The organism is Candidatus Eisenbacteria bacterium, assembly GCA_035577985.1.
Lineage (GTDB): Bacteria > Desulfobacterota > Binatia > DP-6 > DP-6 > DATJZY01.
On sequence record DATJZY010000073.1, the window covers coordinates 1 to 19,391 of the forward strand.

Here is a 19,391-nt window from a genome sequence, read left to right on the forward strand (position 1 = left end):
ATTCCGGAAGGTCGTGCCATCATCGTCGCGTCCCACTCGGGCGTGATCCCCTGGGATGCGATCCTCCTCGTCGCGGAGATATATCGTCTCACGGGCCGGTTCTCCTGGAACGCAGGGCACGAGCTCTGGGGACGGTCTGCGTTGAAGAACGAGCTGATCTCGACGGGGATGGTCCTGGGCGGACGCGCCGACTTCGAGGCGCTGCTGCGCCGGGGCGAGATCTGCACCATCTTCGCCGACGCGGGACAGGGCAATCGTCACGCCTACTACCTCGAGAGTGACCGCTACAAGGTAAAGGCCGAGAAGGGCTTCGCGCCGGGGTGCGGCGGTTACATCAAGCTCGCGCTCCGCACCCGGAGCCCCATCGTCCCCGTCGCGATCGTGGGCGCCGAGGAGGTTCACTACTGCCTTGGGGACGTCCCGCAGCTGGCCGAGTACCTCAAGGTACCGTTCTTCCCGCTCGTCGCTTCGCTGGTTCCGCTCCCGGCACGCATCTACATCCGGTTCGGCAAGGCCATCCGGCTTCCCGCGGCGCCCGAGGCGGCCGATCAGCAGATGGTCGTCGACCGGCTGAACGAGCACGTCCGCTCTGCGCTGCAGGCGCTCATCGACGACACCCTCCGGCACCGCAAGGGTGTCTACTGGAGCTCCTATGACGCGGGGACCGGCACGCAGCGGCTCATCGCCCCGCCGGCGATCGTGGTGCCGATGACCCAGCACGCGGAGGCCGCCTAGCGGGCAGGATCGGTGACCGCGCTGCCCGAGAGTCGGCGCCGGCCTGAGGCGTCCACGTCGCGTTCGTGGGGGCGCCTTCCCACGGGCAGGACCTGACGAGCTCGTCGCGGGTCAGGCGTGGGAACGGCGCCGGCGCGGCGAGGGGTCATCCGTTGGCACCCCTGGTGCTACAGGGACCCATGGGCCGAGCTGCGCACCACGAACGGCTTTCCGCCCTGGACGCGACGTTTCTCGCCATCGAGGACCGGTGCTCGCACATGCACATCGGCTCGGTGGGCGTCTTCGAGGCGGAGCCCGGCATGGGCTCGGCCGGCGCCCTGGATCTCGACAGCGTCCACCATCTCGTGTCTGTCGTTCTCGATAGCGTCCCGCGCTATCACCAACGCGTCGAGACGACCCCGATCTTCGGCCATCCCGTCTGGGTGGACGACGCCTCCTTCAATCTCAACTACCATCTCCGCCACACGCGCCTGCCGCTCCCCGGCGACGAGCGTCAGCTGAAGCGCCTCGCGGGCCGCGTGATGTCCCAGCAGCTCGACCGGGGCAAGCCGCTCTGGGAGTCGTGGTTCGTCGAAGGGCTCGAGGGCAACCGCTTCGCCGTCGTGTCGAAGGTCCACCACTGCATGGTGGACGGCATCGGCGGCGTCGAGATGACGACTGCCACGCTGCGGCCCGCCCCGGGACCCGATCCTCGGCTCGCCGAGCAATCGCGGCCGTTCCAGCCGCGGCCGGTACCGCGACCGCGCGAGCTCGTGTGCGCCGAGCTCTGGCACCGGCTCGGGGGAGCGCTCGGATTCGCCGGCGCCGCCGCGCGTGGTGTCACGCAGCCGCGAGCGACGGCCTCGATCGTCGGCGGTACGCTCGAGGGGCTGGCCGAGAGCCTCACGACGGCCTTCCGTCCCGCATCGCCGACTCCCTTGAACGTCGCGATCGGACCGCACCGCCGTTTCGATTGGACTGCGATCGACCTGGCCGTGGTGAAGGCCGTGAGGACCCGGCTCGGCGGCACGGTCAACGACGTCGTGCTGGCCGTCGTCGCGGGTGCGATGCGCCGCTACCTCGGCGCCCGCGGCGTCGACGTCGACCGGCTCGACTTCCGCGCCATGGTACCCGTCAATCTCCGCGCCGGGTACGGCGGGACTGGCAACCGGGTGGCGAGCGTCCTCGTCCGGCTACCCGTCGACGTGGCCGACATGGAACGTCGGCTCCAACGCGTGCGCCAGGAGATGGAGACGGCAAAGCACTCGCATCAGATCGACGCGGCGCGCGCGATCGAGGACATCACCGACTGGACCATGACGACGCTGATCGCCCAGTCGGCGCGGCTCGCTTCGGTGTCGCAGCCCTTCAACCTCGTGGTGACGAACGTCCCCGGACCACAGTTCCCGCTCTACTTCCTGGGCGCCCGCCTGGTCGCCGCCTATCCCCTCGTGCCGCTCTTCCAGCGCCAGGCGCTCGGGATCGCGCTGTTCAGCTACGACGGGCGGCTCTTCTGGGGCATCAACGCCGACTGGGACGCGGTGCCCGACGTACACGACCTGGTCGCGGCGATCGACACCGAATTCCGGCTACTCGGCGTGACGGCGGGCGCCGAGCCCGCGGCGACGCTCGAAGCCGCGGTGTAGAGGCCGGGCCCACATCAGTCGCGCAACTCTTTCCCCGTGAGCTCGAGGAACACGTCGTCGAGCGTCACCGGCGTCACGCGCGTGCGCACGACGCTGTGCCCGAGGGCGGACACCGCTCGATACAGCCGCGGCAGCACCTGCTGCGCGCGCGAGGTCGAGATGCGGAGCTCGGGCCCGACCACCTCGACGCCACGTACGCCGTCGAGCGCGCGCAGGGGCGCCGTCGTCTGGAGCGCCTCGCGCAGGCGGAGCTCCACGACCTCGGTCGTGCGCGAGAGGGCGAGAAGCTCGGGAAGGGTCCCCGACGCCACCACCCGCCCCTCGTCCATGATGGCGATGCGGTCGCACAGGCCCTCGGCTTCCTGCAGATGGTGCGTGGTGTAGAGGATCGTCGTGCCGCGGGCGCGGAGCGCACGGACGGCATCGAAGATGTGCGCGCGCGACTGCGGATCGACGGCGACCGTGGGTTCGTCCAGCAGCACGACGCGCGGGCCGCTCACGAGCGCGCAGCCGAGGTTCAGTCGCCGGCGCATGCCGCCCGAGTACGTGTCGACGCGGTCGTCCTTGCGTCCCGTGAGGCCGACCACATCGAGCGTGTCGGCGACTGCGCGCCGGCGCTGCGCGCGCGGCACGCCGTACAGCTCCGCGAAGAAGGCGAGGTTCTCGGCAGCCGTGAGAGTGCGATAGAGCGCTTCCTCCTGCGGCGCGACGTTCAGCAGCCGGCGCGCGGCATCGAGGTCGTGCACGACGTGCTTGCCGTACACCCAAACGTCGCCGCTCGTCGGCCGCAGACGGGTCGAGATCATCGACAGGAGGGTCGTCTTGCCGGCGCCGTTCGGGCCGAGGAGCCCGAAGATCTCTCCCTCGCGAACCTCGAGCGAGACCCCGCGCACGACCTCGCGACCGTCGTACTCGCGACGGAGATCGCGGAGCACGACGGCCGAGGACACCGCGCGCAGGCGTGGTCGCGGTTCGACCTCGACGATCTGCTGCAGCGCGGATGTCTTCATGATGGCGCGGCCTGCAGGTCGGCCTTCGGCTCGGCGCTCGCCACCGCGATCGGAGCCTCCGGCTCGGCCGCCACCACGGCGACCGTCGTCTTCGTCGGTTCGGGCCGTTCGAACGCCCACGGCCACTGCTCCTGGCGATCGGCCGCGGCGCGGAGGATCGTCGCGCGATGGTGCTGGAGATAGCCGTTGCGTGCCGGGCTGTAGAGATCGTTGAAGGGCTGCCACGGATCGTAGTCCGACGCCTCGTCGAGGTTCGACGCCTCGGCTGGCCGTGCGCCGCGCACGTTCCGGTCCGGTACCGCGACGCCGGGCGCGCAAGCGCAGCCGGCCGTGATCGCGACGACGATGAGCGCGCACGACCGCATACGTGTCACGTTTTGAGTGGAGCGATTCACGACAGCCATGCCACGTCCGTGTCGCAGGATGCCGCGCTCGTACCGGCGTCGCCTTCCTCCTCGATAAAGGCTCTTCTGTTCAGAATGGCCTCGATGGGGCGAACCCACGGCCGCCGCGCGGGGCCTACTTCCTTCTGCCACCAAGTGCCTGCTCCTTTTGGGGTGCAACGAAAATCAACGAGTCGATTCGACTTGCCCGCGCATGAGTGCGTCGGGGTGTCGTCACGACGATGCATGTTCCCGCAAGTACCGTGCCATGCATGGACGACACGCCAGCCCCGCGGCTCCCGACAGGCCGCGTGTCGGCCCATGGGCATTTCGCGGCGATCGCTCGTCACGAAGTCCTGAACGATCAGGCGGCACGGGCATCGACGCGACCAACGACCAGCGTCGGGCGGATGAGGTCACGTAGGACCGCTGCGAGCACTCGCTCGTCCGTGAGCAGGCCCAAGTGTCCGCACCCCTCGATAACGTGCATTCTGCGATGTGCTCCGTCGAGGGGCGGTGGCACGATCGCGTCGTGCTCCGCGAAGATCGAGAGCTCTTGCGACGGGTTCGTGCAGGCGAGGTACGGCGTGCCGAGCGTCACGAGGCGGCGCACGAGGTGCGCGCCGACCGTTTGCACGAAGTACCGCACGACGAGGCCACCCAAGCTATGGGCGACGACGTCGACCTGTGGCGCAGCGGTCTCGCGACACACACGCGACACGTGCTCGCCGAAGGGCGCGGTGAGCCGTTGGTAGTCGAGGCGTGGCCGGTACCCGAAGCTCGAGAACCGGCGGATGCCGTGACGAGCGAGATGGCGGCGGAGGGTTGTGAAGTTCGTCGAGTCGCCGAGAACGCCGTGCACGAGGACGCACGGGATCGGATGGCCGTACCCGTCGTCCAGCGTGTCGGTCGCGAGCGATCGGCGGGGCAGGGCGCTGACGACCTGGACGAGGGCGGAGAGTTCGCTGCCGAGGACTCGTAGTCCACGGAGGCCTGTCGTCCAGCTATTCGTCTCACCCTGACGTTCCATCCCGTTCGTTCTGCGCGCGATTCTCTACGCTGCGTTGCGAAGGGCGTGCCGAGACTTGGTGCTCGGGTGCCGTGACTTCGTCCCTCTGATGGTATGAGAGCGGTGCCGAGCATCCGGCGCATGTGACGATGCGTCGGCATGCCGCCACGTCGTCGACGGCGGTAAGAAAGCCATGGCCGGTTGGCAGCTGGTGTGCTCAGAAGCGAGCGCGGAGGCGGTACCCGCGATGCCGGCGTGCCGGCGCGTCGTCGTGTCCGACGAGGACTCGGCGCCGCGAGGTCACCGGGGAGGCCCCATCAGGGTCGCGCCAGGTCGCCGGTGCTGAGCGCGAAGGCCGCAGCCCGCGTCAACACCTCCGCCCGGGCGGCTTGGTCGAGCGTCCGCGCGCGCGCCAGGTTCCGCTCCGCCTCACGGACGTCGGGGAACGTGGCGAGCCCGTTTTGGTAAGACTCGAGCGTGGCGGCCCATGCCTTGTCGGAGGCCGCGAGCAATGCCGCCGCCGCATGATGCTTGGCCAGGGCTACCTTCGTGTCGTTGTACGCCTTCCAGACCTCACGCACGGCCTTGTCCTTGGCGTGATCCAGCTCGTCCTCGGCTTCTTGCTGCCGCGACTCGGCGAGGTACACCTTGTTCCGGCGCTCGAACCCCTCGAACAGCGTCCACTCGAACCGGAAGCCCGCGTCGTACTGGAGCTCGTGGACGCCCTGATACGCGCTGTCCTCGACCTTCAGCTGCCCGATGTTGCTCGCGACCGCCGTGCGCGCGACGAGGCGCGGCCAATAGTCCGCGTTCGCCTTGCGCACCTCGGCTTCCTTGACACGTACGCTCGCGAGCCGCGCAATCAGGTCGGGGCGCTGCGTCAGTGCCCGATCGATCGCCTCGTCGACCGACTCGTCGAGCGCGGGTGGCAGTGGCTGCTGTGAGACGTCGGCGACGTCGATCGGCGTGCCGGGGCGGATGCCGATGGTCTCGAGCAGCGCCATCCGAGCGTCGTGCTCCTCGGCGAGGGCGTCCTCGAGCTCGTAGGTCGCGCGCGCGGTCTCCTCCTGCGCCTGCAGGACCTCGGGAAGCGTGGCGAGCCCGTTCTGCTTGCGTTCGGCCGCGGCGGCCTCGAGGCTCCGAGCGGACGCGAGGGCGGCACGGTCGGCGGCAACCTTGCCGCGCACGGCCGTCAACGCATGGAACTGGCGCGTGACGTCGAAGACGATCTGCTGGTGCTTGGCGTTGAAGCCGGCGGTCGCCTCCATGGTCAGCGCCTGCGCTGCATCCACGAGGGCGCGGCGCCGCCCGAAGTCGAGCAGCAGCCACTCCAGGCTGAGCGCGGGGATGACGAACTGCGTGTCGGCCGTGAAGACACCGCCGGGAACGACCGTCGTCGGAATCGGGAGCGGGACGTGAGCCACGGCGCCCGTCGCCACCAATGCGAGGACGGGATAGTACGATCCTTCCACCAGGCCCGCGGCGATGGCGGCCTGACGCGCGCGTTCCCAGGCGACGCGAGTCTCCGGATTGGTGCGCTGCGCGACGTCGATCAGCTCCCCAAGCTCGTAGGTCTTGCGCGGATCGATGGACACGATCCCCGACTCGCGTGCGTGCTCGGTCTGCGACAGCGCCGCCTCGTAGGCCGGCAAGTCCGGAGCCCTCCACGGGCGTACTGGTGACGGCGGGGCATTCTCGAAGGGATGCAGCGCGGCGCACGCGTCGAGCAACGTCATCCCGAGTGCCAGGACCAAACCAGGCGCAGGGCTGCGAGGGTCGCGCAGCATCACTCGGCCAGATCCGCCCCGAGCCGCTCGATGCGCGGTATGAGCTCGCGATACAGCGCCAGTCGCCCTTCGATGTGGGCCGTCACCCCTGGCACGTTGTCCTCGGTGCGCACGGCGACTGCGTCGAGCCGCCCGCGCAAGTCGGGGAGGGCGCGCCGCGCCCGGCGCTCCGCGCGCTCGGCGATCACCTCGAGGCTGTCGGACACGACGGCGTCGAAGCGGCGCAGATCGGCGACGAGCGCATCCGGAGCCACCCCGTCGAGCCGCTGATGGGCGATCGCCAACTGGGTCAGGAAGACGGACTGCGCATCGGCCGCGGCACGCTGCAGCCGCTCGCGTGCGGCCAGTCCATCGCCGCCGGGATCCACGACCTCGAAGGCTCCTTGGTCCGCCAACTGCTGCGCGGTCGCGAAGTCGCGAGAGGCTTGAACGCGCAGACCCTGGACCGCCCGGACCACGACGGCGTGGTCCCCACCGCCGCTCCCGACGGTTGCGAGCCGTGCCATGGCGCGCAGCGCCGACCCGAGGCTCTTCCACATCGCACCCGACGCAGGCATGGGCCAGATGTAGTGGAACACGAGCGTGATGACCGTGTTGCCGAGCAGGATGCCGATCAGACGATCGCGGATCGTGTAGAAGTTCCAGGTCGGCTCGAATCCCTGAATCACGCAGACGTAGAAGGCGAACGCGATCTGCACCCCGGCGTACGCGATGCGCGGGCTCCCGAGCACGACCCACGCGGCGACCGCGGTGCCGGCGGCGACCAGCAGTGCCAGCGACGTGATCGACTCCATACCGGGGACGAGCAGGAGGATGGCCAAGAAGCCCATCGATGCGCCGACCAGCGCGCCGGAGATACGCAACGTACCCTTCTGGATCGTCGCGCCCTCGCTCCCCAGACCGACGATCAGGCACGTGATGATGCATGTGCGGATGCCGGGCCAGTCGACGGCGCTCTGCAGCACGTAGCAGATCATGACCGCGAGCGCCCCCTTGAGTGCGTAGTGGACGTAATCCGGGTTCGTGAAGGCGTCGGGCACGAACAGACGTCCGGGGTCGGACGAGCCGACTTCCGCGGGGATCGCTTCGGGGCCGAGTGCCTGCTGCATCAGGTCGACCACGTGCTCGAGCTCGATGATCACAGGGAAGACCGCCGAAACGTCGCCTGCGTGCGGCGGCGGGCTGGCGATCGGCTGCACGCGCTCCGGCACCCGCCCGTCGTCGAGCGCACGTCGTACTCGCGCGCAGCTCTCGGCGACGCGCTCGAGTCGCTCGCGCTCGTCCGTGCGTGGCGCGGCGCGAGGGAGCAGCTCAAGGGCAGCGGCGCTGGTGATGAGCCGATCGACCAACGTGATCAGCGCGCTCTGCTGCGGATGACGCGCCTTGAGGGAGGGATGCGCGACCTCCGCGCTCTTGAGGAGCAGGAGCAGCCTCGCGACGCCCGCCCCGGCGAGCCGCGTGGCCCCCGGCTCTTCGGACCGCCCGCCCAGGCGGCGCGCGATCGCGTCCTCCGTCGCTCGCAGACGCGCCTTGAGCTCTTCGCAGAGCAGCCCCTCGGGATCGGTTGGGGCGATGAGCAGATTCGCAGCGACCGCCGCGCTGACACCGAGCGCGAAGACCGGCCACAGCCAGAGGCTTCCGCGCACGGCGAGCTCCGGGATCGGGATGAAGTCCGGCACGGTCATGATGATCGTGCCGATGAGCCCGATCACGAAGCCCAACGCGCCGATGACGAACGTCTGTCTGAGGAACAGCCCGAGGGCGGCCATGGTCCCCATCAGACAGAAGCGCAGCCAGGCCTGGTCCATGGCGAAGGTCAGCAGGACGAGCGGGATGGCGAGCCCGACCGTGAGAGCGACCAGGAACACGACGCCGGTGAGGAGCGACTCGCTGGACTCCTCCATCGCGACCCGGGTCACCACCCACACGGCGAGGTGAGGCTCGGGGATCCGGAGCGCCATGCAGAGCACCAGCACCACGACGCACGCGATGACGACGCGGCACGTGGCGATGGCTCGCCCGGGAAACGGCGCCAGTTCCTTGCGCAGGAAGTCGAACAACGGTGGCCGCCCCGACGGCCCGTGGGTGGGGAGGGACAAGGACGCGGTCTGCACCCCAGGCAACGCGGCCTCAGTCTGGTCGGTTGGTGGGCCCGCCGGGGGGCCAGCCGCGGATGATCGCGACCGCGGACGCACCGACGCGGAAGACGTGTGGTGGCTGCGGGTCGTCGATGCGGATGCGCACGGGAAATCGTTGCGCGATGTGCACCCAGTTGAGCTCGCGCTTGATCGGCGGGAGTCCCGGAGTGATCGGTTGATCCTCGGGATTCACCGCCCATCCTATCCCCTGCACCGTGCCCCTGAATCGGAGGCGGGGGTCCGTCAACACGTACACCTCCGCCTCCATCCCGGGCGCAATGTGGTCGAGTTCGGTCTCGCGATAGTTCGCCAGGACGTACCAGGCCCGGGTGTCGACCAGCGAGAACACGGGGACCGGACCGGGTCCCACGAACGCGCCGACCGAGGTGTGCAGGTTGACGACGAGCGCGTCGAACTGTGCGCGCACGTAGCAGAAGTCGAGGTCGAGTTCCGCCTTGCCGAGCGCCGCCTGCGCCGCGCTCCGCTTCGCGAGCAGCGCCTCGAGATCACCGATGTCCTTCTCCGCCTGATCCATCTTCTGCCGCGCCTCGTCGAGCCCGGCGGCGGCGGTGAGCTTCGCCGTGCGAGCCTGGTCGATCTTGTCCGCCGTCACGAACTCCTTCGGCAAGAGCGGCTCGAGGCGGTGGAGGGTGTCGGTGGCGTTCTTCAGCTGGGCCTCCATGCGCTGCACGGTCGCCTTGGCGGCAGCAGCCGCGAAGCGTTGGCCTTCGATGCGCCGCTGGGTGACCTCGATCTCGCCGTCGAGAGCAGCGACCTCGGCGCGTGCGCGCTGCACCGCGAACTCGTACGGGCGTGGATCGACGACGAGCAAGACGTCGCCTTGCTTCACCCTTTGGTTGTCCTTCACGTGCAGCTCGGTGATGGTTCCGCTCACCTGGGGCACCACTCCGATGATGTCGGCCATCACGACAGCGTCGTCGGTCTGGGGATGCAGCACGACGCGTCGGACGACCACGACGCCGAGGATGAGGGCGCCCGCGGCGATGCCGATTCCGACCAACCGTCCGAGCCTGCTTCGCGGATCGGCCATCCTAGCTTCCGAACAGGAGAAGCCACGTGGCGAAGATCCAGAAACCGGCGAGAGCCAGGTACACCAGCGGCGCCGGACTGAGCTGCGAAGCGATGCCCAATGCTATGAACACCTGCCGAGTGACGATCGTCAGCACGACCCCGATGACGATGGAGATGAGCCATGCCGGGAAGAAGGAGCCGAGGATGTTGACGGACGGGGCCAGGCCGCAGCCGGGAACCGCGACGAGCAGGCCGGCGACCGCGAGGCCGCGCCGGTACGCGCGACACGACTCGACGCATGGTGGTCGAAGGGCGCGGCTGCTCGCCGAGCTCTTCCTCGGCAGTGATGTCGCGTGGCCCTCGCGCATGGCGTCGCATAGATCGGATCGGCGAATCCCTGCAAGCCTACGACCCGACGACGTGACGATGTCTCGCAACCGCGCCGACCATTCGCAACGTCCACGCGATGGCAAGGCGACGTCGGACCAGAGAGCCGGCGCGTCGTTGATGGCGTGTGGGAAGTGCGGCTGTCGATCCCTCGACAGATGTGACGAACTACCGTCCTCTGTCGCGGATCAGACGATGCGTGCCGAGGTTCGGCAGCGTGACGATTCATCGCCCGCTCGGTTGCGGCACGGCACTTGCGGAACTGGGCCAGAAGTCCGATTCGTTCGGCGGACGAGACGCAGGGCCATGAGCGACGAGCGCCGACCAAGCCTCTCCCCGTTTCCGCCGGGGTATCGCGCGTCGGGCTTGCTGTTGCACGTCACATCGCTGCCGTCGTCGTATGGCGTCGGCGACGTGGGGCCCGCTGCACTCGAGTGGATCGACCGGCTCCACGAGGCGGGGCAGGGTTGGTGGCAGGCGCTGCCCCTCGGTCCGACCGGGTATGGCGACTCCCCGTACCAGCCACAGTCCTCCTTCGTCGGCAACGCGCTCCTGATCAGCCCCGACTGGCTGATCGAGGACGGCCTGGTGAGGCCGAGCGACCGGGAGCATCGGCGATTCTCGGCGACGGCGGTCGACTACGAGGCCGTCGTCCCGTTCAAGCACCACATGCTCGAGACGGCATGGGCCGCCTTTCGTGCGGGAGCGCGCCCGGATCTGCGTGACCGCTTTGCAGAGTTCTCCACCGAACACGCCCACTGGCTCGACGACTACGCCCTGTTCCGAGCGCTCAAAGCAAAGTACGAGGGGCGCCACTACCTCGAGTGGCCAGCCGAATTGGTGAAGCGCGAGCCCGCCACCCTCGCACAGGCTCGTCGAGATCTGAGGAACCAGGTCGATCAGATCCGCTTTGCCCAGTTTCTCCTGTGCCGTCAGGCGGAGCGCCTGAAGGCACATGCCCATGCCAAGGGCGTCCATTTGATCGGAGATCTACCCTTCTTCGTGTCGCCCGACTCGAGCGACGTATGGGCGAATCCGGAACTCTTTCTCCTCGACGCGCAGCACCGGCCGCGGTTCGTCGCCGGAGTGCCGCCAGATTATTTCAGCGCCGAGGGGCAGCTCTGGGGAAACCCCGTCTACGACTGGGACATGCTTCGGGAGACCGGCTACCGATGGTGCATCGACCGCGTGCGGGCGCTCCTGGCCTACGTGGACGCCATTCGCTTGGATCATTTCCGGGGGTTCGCGGCTGCTTGGCACGTTCCGGCCGGGGCACCGACGGCCCGTCCCGGGCGCTGGATAGCGGGGCCGGGCGCCTCCTTCTTCAGTGCGGTGCAGACCGAGCTCGGAGCGCTACCGTTCATCGCCGAGGATCTCGGGATGATCACGCCCGATGTGCTTGCGCTCCGCGACGAATTTCACGTGCCCGGTACACGGGTGCTTCAATTCGCCTTCGACGGCCATGCGGACAATCCGTACTTGCCCGACAACTACGTCGCCAACACGGTGGTCTACACGGGCACCCACGACAATCCGACGACGCGCGGCTGGTATGAGGACCTGCCGGATGGCCAGCGGCAGGAGCTCCGGCACTACCTCGAGCGCCACGGCGAGGAGAGGGGCGACGCCTCCTCAGTGCTGATGCGCCTCGCATGGTCGTCGGTGGCCGCGCTCGCCATCGCTCCGTTGCAGGACCTCCTGAATCTCGGGAGCGAAGCCCGGATGAACGTGCCCGGTCGGGCCGCGGGCAACTGGCGCTGGCGCTGCACCGGGGAGATGCTGTCGGGCTCGGCGTTCGAGTGGCTGCGGAAGCTGACGACGGCATCCCACCGTTCCGGTGCTCCTGCGTGAGGAGGGCAGGGCCTTGAGGTTGCTCGATTCACGCAGCGACGACATTCGTCAGGTCTGCCGAGGCGTCGGCACCTGCTGGAAGAACCTGAGTGCCGGCGTCGTGTATGATCCCCTCCTTTTCGTCCCGACGCGCGGTACGGTGCTTGCACCACGGGCTACAGTGCTCATCGAGCTCTCGATCACGACCATCCCGATTGGGTGCCTCGGTCGATCCTGCACGCGCCTCTTGCGGCGACGAGGCTCCGCCACCCGATGAATCGCTCGACACGAGACGGCTCGGCGACGACGGCGACCGGTGCTGCGTGATGCCTTCGCCCGACCGTGAACCCGCGCTTCTCGCGGCGCCTCTCGAACGCGACCCGGTTCGGCGCTTCACCCGAGACTACGCCTCCATTCATCATCTCTCCGACGGCACCAGCGTCCGACTTCGTCTCTTGCTTCCCGACGATCGGGCCTGGCTGCTCCGGGGCTTCGCTCGGCTATCGCCGCAGTCCCGCTACTTGCGCTTCTTTGCGGCCATGCCACGGCTGCCCGAGACGATCCTCGGTCGGCTCCTGGACGTGGACGAGTGGAACCATGTGGCGATCGCCGCGGAATCGGCGGCGGTGGCTCCTCGGGAGGGCGACCCGTTTGGTGCCGCCCGCTTCATTCGCCTCGCGGCGGCACCGCACGCCGCGGAGGCGGCCGTCGTGGTGGCCGACCACCTGCAACGGCGCGGCCTCGGGAGACTTCTCCTGCGCGCACTCGGTGCGGCCGCACGCGAGCGCGGCATCACGATGTTTCGCGCCGAGGTCCTGGCCGTGAACGTGGGCGTCACGGCGCTCATTCGGGAGCTCGGCGGCGACGCGCGACCGGTCTCGGTCGGAGGCGCCGTCGCGGTGTATGAGGTTCCGCTGCCCGACGCTCCGTCGGAAGAAGGCGCGTAGGTGGCCACCATTCGGCATTCTCGGCACGGAGGCCGACGGTCGTGACCGCGGTCCGCATCGCGAGCCCGAACACCCTTGCGCTCGCTACGCCGCGGGGATGAACGTCGTGGACTCGGCGCGTCTCTTCGAGCGAAAGCTGCACCACGCACGCCAGCGCGCGCTCCTCCGTGATGCGGTTCGGAGGGTGTCGATGCTCGATGGAGACCGCGTTGCAATCGAGCTCGACGATCCGACCGGGAGAGGCGGCGAACAGCTCCTCGATGCCGCCATCTCTCACGCATCATTTGCGGAGCAGATCGGCGGTGAAGTGGCGGGGGCAGTGCCCGAGCTCGCGATCGCCATCTTGATCGTCGGTTCCCGAGGCGACGTCCAGCCCTTCCTCCCGATCGCGCAGCGTCTGGCGCAGGATGGCCATCGCGTGCGCCTCGCGACCCATGCGGTATTTCGCGAGTTCGTGGAGTCCCACGGCATCGAGTTCTTCCCCCTCGCGGGCGATCCACGCGAGCTGATGGAGTACATGGTGCTGACGGGCGGCCACCTCATTCCGCACCACCTCGATCAGCTCCTGGAGCAGGTGCCGCGCAAGCGCGAGATGATGTCCGAGATCCTCGCGTCCACGTGGGCCGCGTGCACCGAACCCGACCCGGGACGGCTTGATGCGGTGCCGTTCGTGGCCGATGCGGTGATCGCGAACCCGCCGACCCAGGGACACATCCACGTGGCGCAGGCGCTGCATGCGCCGCTGCACATCATGTTCACCATGCCCTGGAGCCCGACCAACGCCTTCGCACATCCCTTCACCCACGTGATGTCCGAGGCGCATGTCCGCATCGTGAACCGTCTCTCCTTCGAGGCCTTCGACCTGCTCACCTGGCTCGGGCTCTCGGACCTCGTGAACGAATTTCGCGAACGAACCCTCGGCCTCGAGCGGATTCATCTGGGCGAGCACGGCGCGAGTCTGGTCCACGAGCTGGCCGTGCCGCATGCCTACCTCTGGTCCCCGAGTGTGCTCGCCAAGCCGGACGATTGGGGACCTGAAATCGACGTCACGGGTTTCGTTTTTCTCGACGAGGCCGCTCGCTTCGAGCCGCCGGATGCGCTGCGGGAGTTCCTGGCGGCAGGCGATCCACCTGTCTACGTCGGGTTTGGTTCGTGCCCGGCGCCCGATCCCGTAGCGCTCACGACGACCATCTTCGACGGCCTCGAGCGGGCAGGGGTCCGCGGGGTCGTGGCCCGGGGCTGGGCGAAGCTCGGTACGGGCTCCGTCCCTCCGAACGTGCATCTCGTGGACGATCTTCCGCACGACTGGCTGTTCCCACGCTGCGCTGCGGTCTGCCACCACGGAGGCGCCGGCACCACCGCGGCCGGCCTGCGCAGCGGGCTGCCGACGATCGTGGTGCCCTTCTTCGGCGACCAGTATTTCTGGGGCCGGATCGTTGCCGAGTCCGGCGCGGGACCGGAACCCGTACCGATCGGCGCGCTCACGGCGGAGACACTGGCCGAGGCGATCACGTTCGCGTTGCGGCCCGAGGTGCGTGCGCGGGCGGTCGCGCTCGGCGAGAAGGTGCGTGCGCAGCCGGGACACGAGGAAGCCGTGGAGGCCTTCTACAAGCGGCTGCCGCTCGCCTCGATGCGCTGCAGCCTCGACGCTTCGCACGTGGCCCGCCGCCAATGCGACGAATGCGGCCTCGTGTCCTGCCGGCTTTGCGACGCCGTCGTCCATGACGATCCCGCGCGGGCCACGCACCGGCGTCGGCCCCTCGGCCACGTGGCGTGGGACGTGGCGGGCTCGCCCTCCTTGGTGGAGCGGCTGGAGCGTGCGCTCGTGATCGACACGCACGAGGCCAGCGAGCCGGAACCCGAGCAGACCCGTGGAACGATTCAGAGCGTGCTCCTTCGTGAGGGGGACTCCATCGCGGCGAAGCTTCACGGGCGTCCCATGCCGGTGGTCGTGGACAGGGCGACGCGTGACAGGATCCTCGAACGCTTCGAGTCCATGCATCGCGACCGCGTGCGTCTGCCCGCGCCTGTAGGCTGAAGGAGGACTCGATGCGCAAGGGTGGCTGGCGAGTGTTCGTGGGAGCTCTGGTGGTACTGACGCCGCGGATCATGATGGCGACCGGCGGCTTTACCGTCGATCGAGTGACTGCGGACATCAATCTTCCTACGGATGCCGTCACTCGCCTCCGTCACGGCGAAATGGTGCACTCCGATACGGAGGAGTCGTCAGACCGTGAGCTGGGCGTGGGCCTCACGTTCCTCGTCCAGCAGCCACTTGCCGAAGTCGTGAAAGCGTTTCGGACGGCGATCGACCTGAAGGCCGACCCACAGCTCTCGGCCTCGGCAGTGATTCGCGGCCCAGGAGCTCCTGCCGACTTCACGAGCCTCGTACTCGAGCCGGACGGGGCGGCAGAGGCGAGTCGCTATCTCGCCGCCAGCCCCGGGGAGACGCTCAACCTCTCTCGGGACGAGATCCGGGCGTTCAACGCGCTGGCTTCCGCCGGCGACGACGTGAAGCGACGCGTCGAAGAAGAACTGAGGCTTCTGCTGCTCGCGCGGTACCAATCGTATCTTCAGCGTGGGCTCGGCGGCATGGCTGCATACGAGCGCCGCGACGGCCCCTTCGAGCCGTCCGGCGAGCTGCGGCGCGCCTCCGAAGCGGCGCTACTGCTCGAGCAGCACGCCCCGGCCCTTCAGCACGTGCTGCTCGCATATCCGGTAGGGAAGCCCCCCGGGCTCGAAGAGCACTTCTACTGGCTGCGCTACGACCTCGACGGCCGCCCGAACTACACACTACGCCATCGACTCGCTATGCCGATCGGTGAGATATTCGTCACCGCGGATCGCGAGTTCTACGTGAGCCACGGTTACAACACGTCGCAAGCGTTCGCGGGATTGATTCCGGTGCCGGAGGGAACGATGGTGGTCTATCGCAGCCGCGTCTCCACGGATCAGGTCGCCGGCTTCGGATCGTCCGTCAAGAAAGGAATCGGCCGCAGCGTCATGTCGAGGCAGCTGACAGACATCTTCGAGCGGTCGCGGGACTCCTTCCAGCGGAACCACTGAACCCCTATCGGACGGAATCCGACCATGGATCCTGGATACTTTTCGGCCTTGGCGGCGCTGGCCGGCTCGACGATCGGCGGAATGACGTCCTTGGTGACGGCGTGGCAGACCCAGCACGCGCAGTTCAGGGCGCAGCGGCGCCAGCACGACATCGAGCGGCGCGAGGAGCTGTACAAGAATTTCATCGAAGAATCCTCACGGCTGTACGCGGACGCGTACGAGCACGACAAGGCGGACGTGTCCAACCTGGTCAAGCTGTATGCTCTCGTCAGCAGGATGCGTGTGCTTTCAACAGGACGAGTCGTGGAGGAAGCAGACCAGGTTGTACGGCTGATCATCGAGACGTACCTCGCGCCAAACAAGACGCTGCGCGATCTGGAGCAAGACTTCGTCGCGAGAGAAGCGGCGATGGACCCACTACGAGACTTTAGCAACGCATGCCGCGCGGAACTGCCGGGTCGCACATTCTAGTGGTCTCGTAGGCTCGTGTGCCCGGGGGCTGACCTTGCCGGCTTCGGCGAGGTCGCGCAGCTCGATCCCGATCTGGTCCCGCCGTCGGCAAGGTGCCCGATCGGCTCCTGAACCAGCGGAATCGCGATGGCGAAGCGGACGTACGCGGCCTATCGCGTACTGCTCGCCTCGCCCCGCTGTGCCGAGACGTCGGCAGCAGTGACGAAGGGCTCGCCGACGCGTGCTCGGAATCGCGGCGCCGGCGTGATCCCGGCACGGCACGGTAATTGCGCACGTAACCGGCGAAGCCATGGAGGTTCGACAATGCAGCTTCTGAACTGCGTGCGAATCCAGATCATCGCGCTGCTCGGTGTGGCAGCTCTCGCCGGACTCGCCCTCGCGCAAACCGGCGATCACGTCGCCTGCTACAAGGTAAAGGACCGCGCCAAGCACGGAGTCTTCACGTTGACGCTTACGCTACCCGACGCGCGGTGCTCAGAGCGCGAGCGAAGCGAAGGCGCCCTATGGAGTCGAGGTCGTAGTTGCCAGACTGGAACGCGCGGAGTCGAGTAGTCGGCCACCTTGCTGCTCGAGTCGCCGAAGCGCTACACTCCGACGATGACCGCCACGGCTCTGTCGATGGGCGGCCGCCGAGGCTCGCGGCGGGGTCGCGCACGAGCTGCCGTCGACGACCATCGAAGGCCACGGCAGCCGCCGCCCGTGGGCCGAATCCGATCGCCGGCGGGGCGCGATCTTCTCCTTGCGTCTTCCCGCGGCGAAGGTATCTGCAGCGGCGTGACCGATGCGGAAGCGACCGTATTCATCGTCGACGACGATCCTTCGGTCCGGCGGTCGACCGAGCGCCTCGTGCGCTCGATGGGATTGAACGTCCAGACGTTCGCGTCCGCGAAGGAGTTCATGGACCACGCGCGGGTGGACCATCCGTCGTGCCTCGTGCTCGACGTCCACCTTCCGGGGCTGAGCGGTCTCGACCTGCAGCGGGAGCTCGCGCAGTCCGGCCTGCAGATCCCGATCATCTTCATCACCGGGCGCGGCAGCATCCCGATGTCGGTACGCGCGATGAAGGAGGGCGCGGTCGAGTTCCTGACCAAGCCGACACGCTCGCACGACCTGCTCGCCGCCATCCGAGCCGCGATCGAGCGCGATCGCGCGTCCCAGCGGGCGCGCCACGACGTCGATGCCTTGCGCGATCGTTACGCGCGGCTCACGGCGCGCGAGCGGGAGGTGATGGCGCTGGTGATCGCCGGGCGCCCGAACAAGCAGATCGCGAGCGAGCTCGCGACGACGGAGCGGACGGTCAAGTTCCATCGCGCGCACGTCATGGAGAAGATGGAGGCCGACTCGGTCGCGGACCTCGTCCGGATGGCCGGACAGCTCGGCCTCGCGCCGCAGGATTGAAGCCCAACCTGTCCCAAGGGACAGGTCCGGCACCTGTCCCAAGAGACAGCTAGATCGGCGGGTCGCTCGCCGGTACCTTCGCGCCATGACGAGATCCGACGCGGATGACCAGGCGCAAGGCCCGCCGGGTGAACCGCCGCTCGTCGCCATCGTGGACGACGATGCGTCGGTCCGGAACTCGGCAGGCCGCCTGATCCGGTCCTTCGGCTATCGTGCCGAGGTGTTCGCCTCGGGGGAGGAGTTCCTTGCCTCTCCGGTGGCCGCGCAAACGGGGTGCCTCCTGCTCGACGTCCGCATGCCGGACATGGACGGGCTCGAGGTCCAGCGACGCGTCACCGCACGCGGCCTCGCCATCCCCGTCATATTCGTCAGCGGCCGGGCGAGCGACGACGAGGAGCGCCGGGCACGATCCGCGGGAGCGATCGACTTCCTGCGAAAGCCGATCGCCAGAGAGACGTTGTTGCGAGTTCTTCGGAAAGCATTTTCGAGAGGAGAAGGCGACCATGACGACGATGTGTGAGACATCAGGGATCGACGCGCGGTCCATCTACCGGATTGAGGACGCATCCGGCGCGGCCGTCTTGCACGGGATCGTCGGCCGGAGCTCCGCGATCCAGCGAGTGCTTCGCCTGGCCGAAACCGTCGCCGCTACCGATGCGGCCATCCTCATCCGCGGCGAGACGGGAACCGGGAAGGAGCTCATCGCCGACCTGATCCACCACCTGAGCGCGCGGCGGGGGGCCCCCCTCGTGAGGTACAACTGTAACGCGACCCCCGCCGGTCTTCTGGAGAGCGAGCTGTTCGGCCACGAGCGCGGCGCCTTCACGGGCGCCATCGCCCGACGGATCGGGCGCTTCGAGCTCGCGAACAAGGGCACGCTGTTTCTGGACGAGATCGGCGACCTGCCGCTGGATCTCCAGCCGAAGCTCCTGCGCGTGCTGGAGGAGCTGGAATTCGACCGCGTCGGCAGCACACAGGCGATCCGGAGCGACGTCAGGGTCATCGCGGCGACGAACCGTCCGCTAGAGGAGCTCGTCGCGACTGGACAGTACCGCGCCGACCTGTTCTATCGGCTGAACGTGTTTCCGATCGACCTTCCCCCGCTTCGGGAACGGACCGGGGACATTCCGCTCCTCGTCCGCCACTTCGTCGTACGGCACGGCCGGCACCTCGGCCGTCGCATCGACTCGATTGCGCCCGAGGTCATGGAGCAGCTGGTCCGGCATCCGTGGCCCGGGAACGTGCGCGAGCTGCAACACGTCATCCATCGCGCGGTGATCCTCTCGCACGGCGGGAGCCTCCAGCTGCCGCCTCTGGAAGTGCCCGTGAAGATCACGCGGTCGCCGGCGGGACACGCCGAAACCTTCGACGACGCGGCGCGGGAGCACATCGTCCGGGTGCTCCGCGAAACGAACGGCATCGTCGCAGGTCCTCGCGGTGCTGCGGCCCGTCTCGGGCTCAAGCGCACGACGCTCCTGTCGAGAATGGAGAGGCTCGGGATCACGCCGGCGGCGGTCGTCGCCGTGCCACAATTTCCGGCCGCGCAGTCGGCGCGATCGATCGCAGTGTGACT

At 68.3% G+C, this 19,391-nt stretch carries 16 protein-coding genes and 1 pseudogene; 10 read left to right on the plus strand and 7 right to left on the minus strand.

All coding sequences use genetic code 11. From position 1 onward, the window contains the following. Nucleotides 1–735 (plus strand): hypothetical protein (locus VMS22_11160; GenBank protein HXJ34579.1); only part of this gene is annotated, 735 nt, incomplete at its 5' end. A gap of 179 nt (nt 736–914) precedes the next feature. Next, nucleotides 915–2,360: a wax ester/triacylglycerol synthase family O-acyltransferase gene (locus tag VMS22_11165; protein ID HXJ34580.1), complete on the plus strand. Its 1,446-nt coding sequence runs from the start codon at nt 915–917 to the stop codon at nt 2,358–2,360. Between the two features lie 14 nt (nt 2,361–2,374). Here the strand turns inward: VMS22_11165 and VMS22_11170 are convergent, their stop codons facing one another. From VMS22_11170 to VMS22_11200, 7 genes are all read right to left on the minus strand, one after another. Beyond that, nucleotides 2,375–3,370 (minus strand): ABC transporter ATP-binding protein, encoded by a 996-nt coding sequence (locus VMS22_11170; protein HXJ34581.1) that lies wholly within the window; start codon nt 3,368–3,370, stop codon nt 2,375–2,377. Beyond that, a complete protein-coding gene (locus VMS22_11175) occupies nt 3,367–3,735 on the minus strand; it encodes a hypothetical protein (GenBank protein HXJ34582.1) in 369 nt (122 codons plus the stop codon). The genes VMS22_11170 and VMS22_11175 overlap by 4 nt, the downstream gene beginning before the upstream one ends. Nucleotides 3,736–4,117: 382 nt before the next feature. Next, on the minus strand, nt 4,118–4,783 hold the full coding sequence (locus VMS22_11180; protein HXJ34583.1) for an alpha/beta fold hydrolase: 666 nt from the start codon (nt 4,781–4,783) through the stop codon (nt 4,118–4,120). A gap of 296 nt (nt 4,784–5,079) precedes the next feature. Next, nucleotides 5,080–6,414, minus strand: coding sequence for a TolC family protein (locus VMS22_11185; GenBank protein HXJ34584.1), 1,335 nt, complete (start codon nt 6,412–6,414; stop codon nt 5,080–5,082). Between the two features lie 134 nt (nt 6,415–6,548). Then, nucleotides 6,549–8,648 (minus strand): FUSC family protein, encoded by a 2,100-nt coding sequence (locus VMS22_11190; GenBank protein HXJ34585.1) that lies wholly within the window; start codon nt 8,646–8,648, stop codon nt 6,549–6,551. Nucleotides 8,649–8,679: 31 nt separating this feature from the next. Next, nucleotides 8,680–9,738 carry a biotin/lipoyl-binding protein gene (locus VMS22_11195; GenBank protein HXJ34586.1) on the minus strand — a complete coding sequence of 353 codons (1,059 nt, stop codon included), beginning with the start codon at nt 9,736–9,738 and terminating at the stop codon, nt 8,680–8,682. Between the two features lies 1 nt (nt 9,739). Continuing rightward, nucleotides 9,740–10,087, minus strand: coding sequence for a YtcA family lipoprotein (locus tag VMS22_11200; protein HXJ34587.1), 348 nt, complete (start codon nt 10,085–10,087; stop codon nt 9,740–9,742). Between the two features lie 325 nt (nt 10,088–10,412). Here VMS22_11200 and malQ point away from each other — a divergent pair, with 325 nt between their 5' ends. The 8 genes and pseudogenes from malQ to VMS22_11240 all read left to right on the plus strand — a co-directional run bounded on the left by malQ (nt 10,413) and on the right by VMS22_11240 (nt 19,389). After that, nucleotides 10,413–11,957 carry a 4-alpha-glucanotransferase gene (gene malQ, locus VMS22_11205; GenBank protein ID HXJ34588.1) on the plus strand — a complete coding sequence of 515 codons (1,545 nt, stop codon included), beginning with the start codon at nt 10,413–10,415 and terminating at the stop codon, nt 11,955–11,957. 518 nt (nt 11,958–12,475) lie between these two features. Continuing rightward, nucleotides 12,476–12,883 carry a GNAT family N-acetyltransferase gene (locus VMS22_11210; protein HXJ34589.1) on the plus strand — a complete coding sequence of 136 codons (408 nt, stop codon included), beginning with the start codon at nt 12,476–12,478 and terminating at the stop codon, nt 12,881–12,883. Nucleotides 12,884–12,980: 97 nt separating this feature from the next. Continuing rightward, a complete protein-coding gene (locus VMS22_11215; GenBank protein HXJ34590.1) occupies nt 12,981–14,921 on the plus strand; it encodes a glycosyltransferase in 1,941 nt (646 codons plus the stop codon). An 11-nt stretch (nt 14,922–14,932) separates the two neighbouring features. After that, a complete protein-coding gene (locus VMS22_11220; protein ID HXJ34591.1) occupies nt 14,933–15,949 on the plus strand; it encodes a hypothetical protein in 1,017 nt (338 codons plus the stop codon). Between the two features lie 24 nt (nt 15,950–15,973). Further along, nucleotides 15,974–16,420, plus strand: a complete 447-nt coding sequence (locus tag VMS22_11225; protein ID HXJ34592.1) for a hypothetical protein — start codon at nt 15,974–15,976, stop codon at nt 16,418–16,420. A gap of 774 nt (nt 16,421–17,194) precedes the next feature. After that, on the plus strand, nt 17,195–17,818 hold the full coding sequence (locus tag VMS22_11230; protein ID HXJ34593.1) for a response regulator: 624 nt from the start codon (nt 17,195–17,197) through the stop codon (nt 17,816–17,818). 85 nt (nt 17,819–17,903) lie between these two features. Next, on the plus strand, nt 17,904–18,338 hold the full coding sequence (locus VMS22_11235) for a response regulator (GenBank protein ID HXJ34594.1): 435 nt from the start codon (nt 17,904–17,906) through the stop codon (nt 18,336–18,338). Between the two features lie 70 nt (nt 18,339–18,408). Further along, nucleotides 18,409–19,389: pseudogene (locus VMS22_11240) on the plus strand (sigma 54-interacting transcriptional regulator). Nucleotides 19,390–19,391 lie beyond the last annotated feature (2 nt).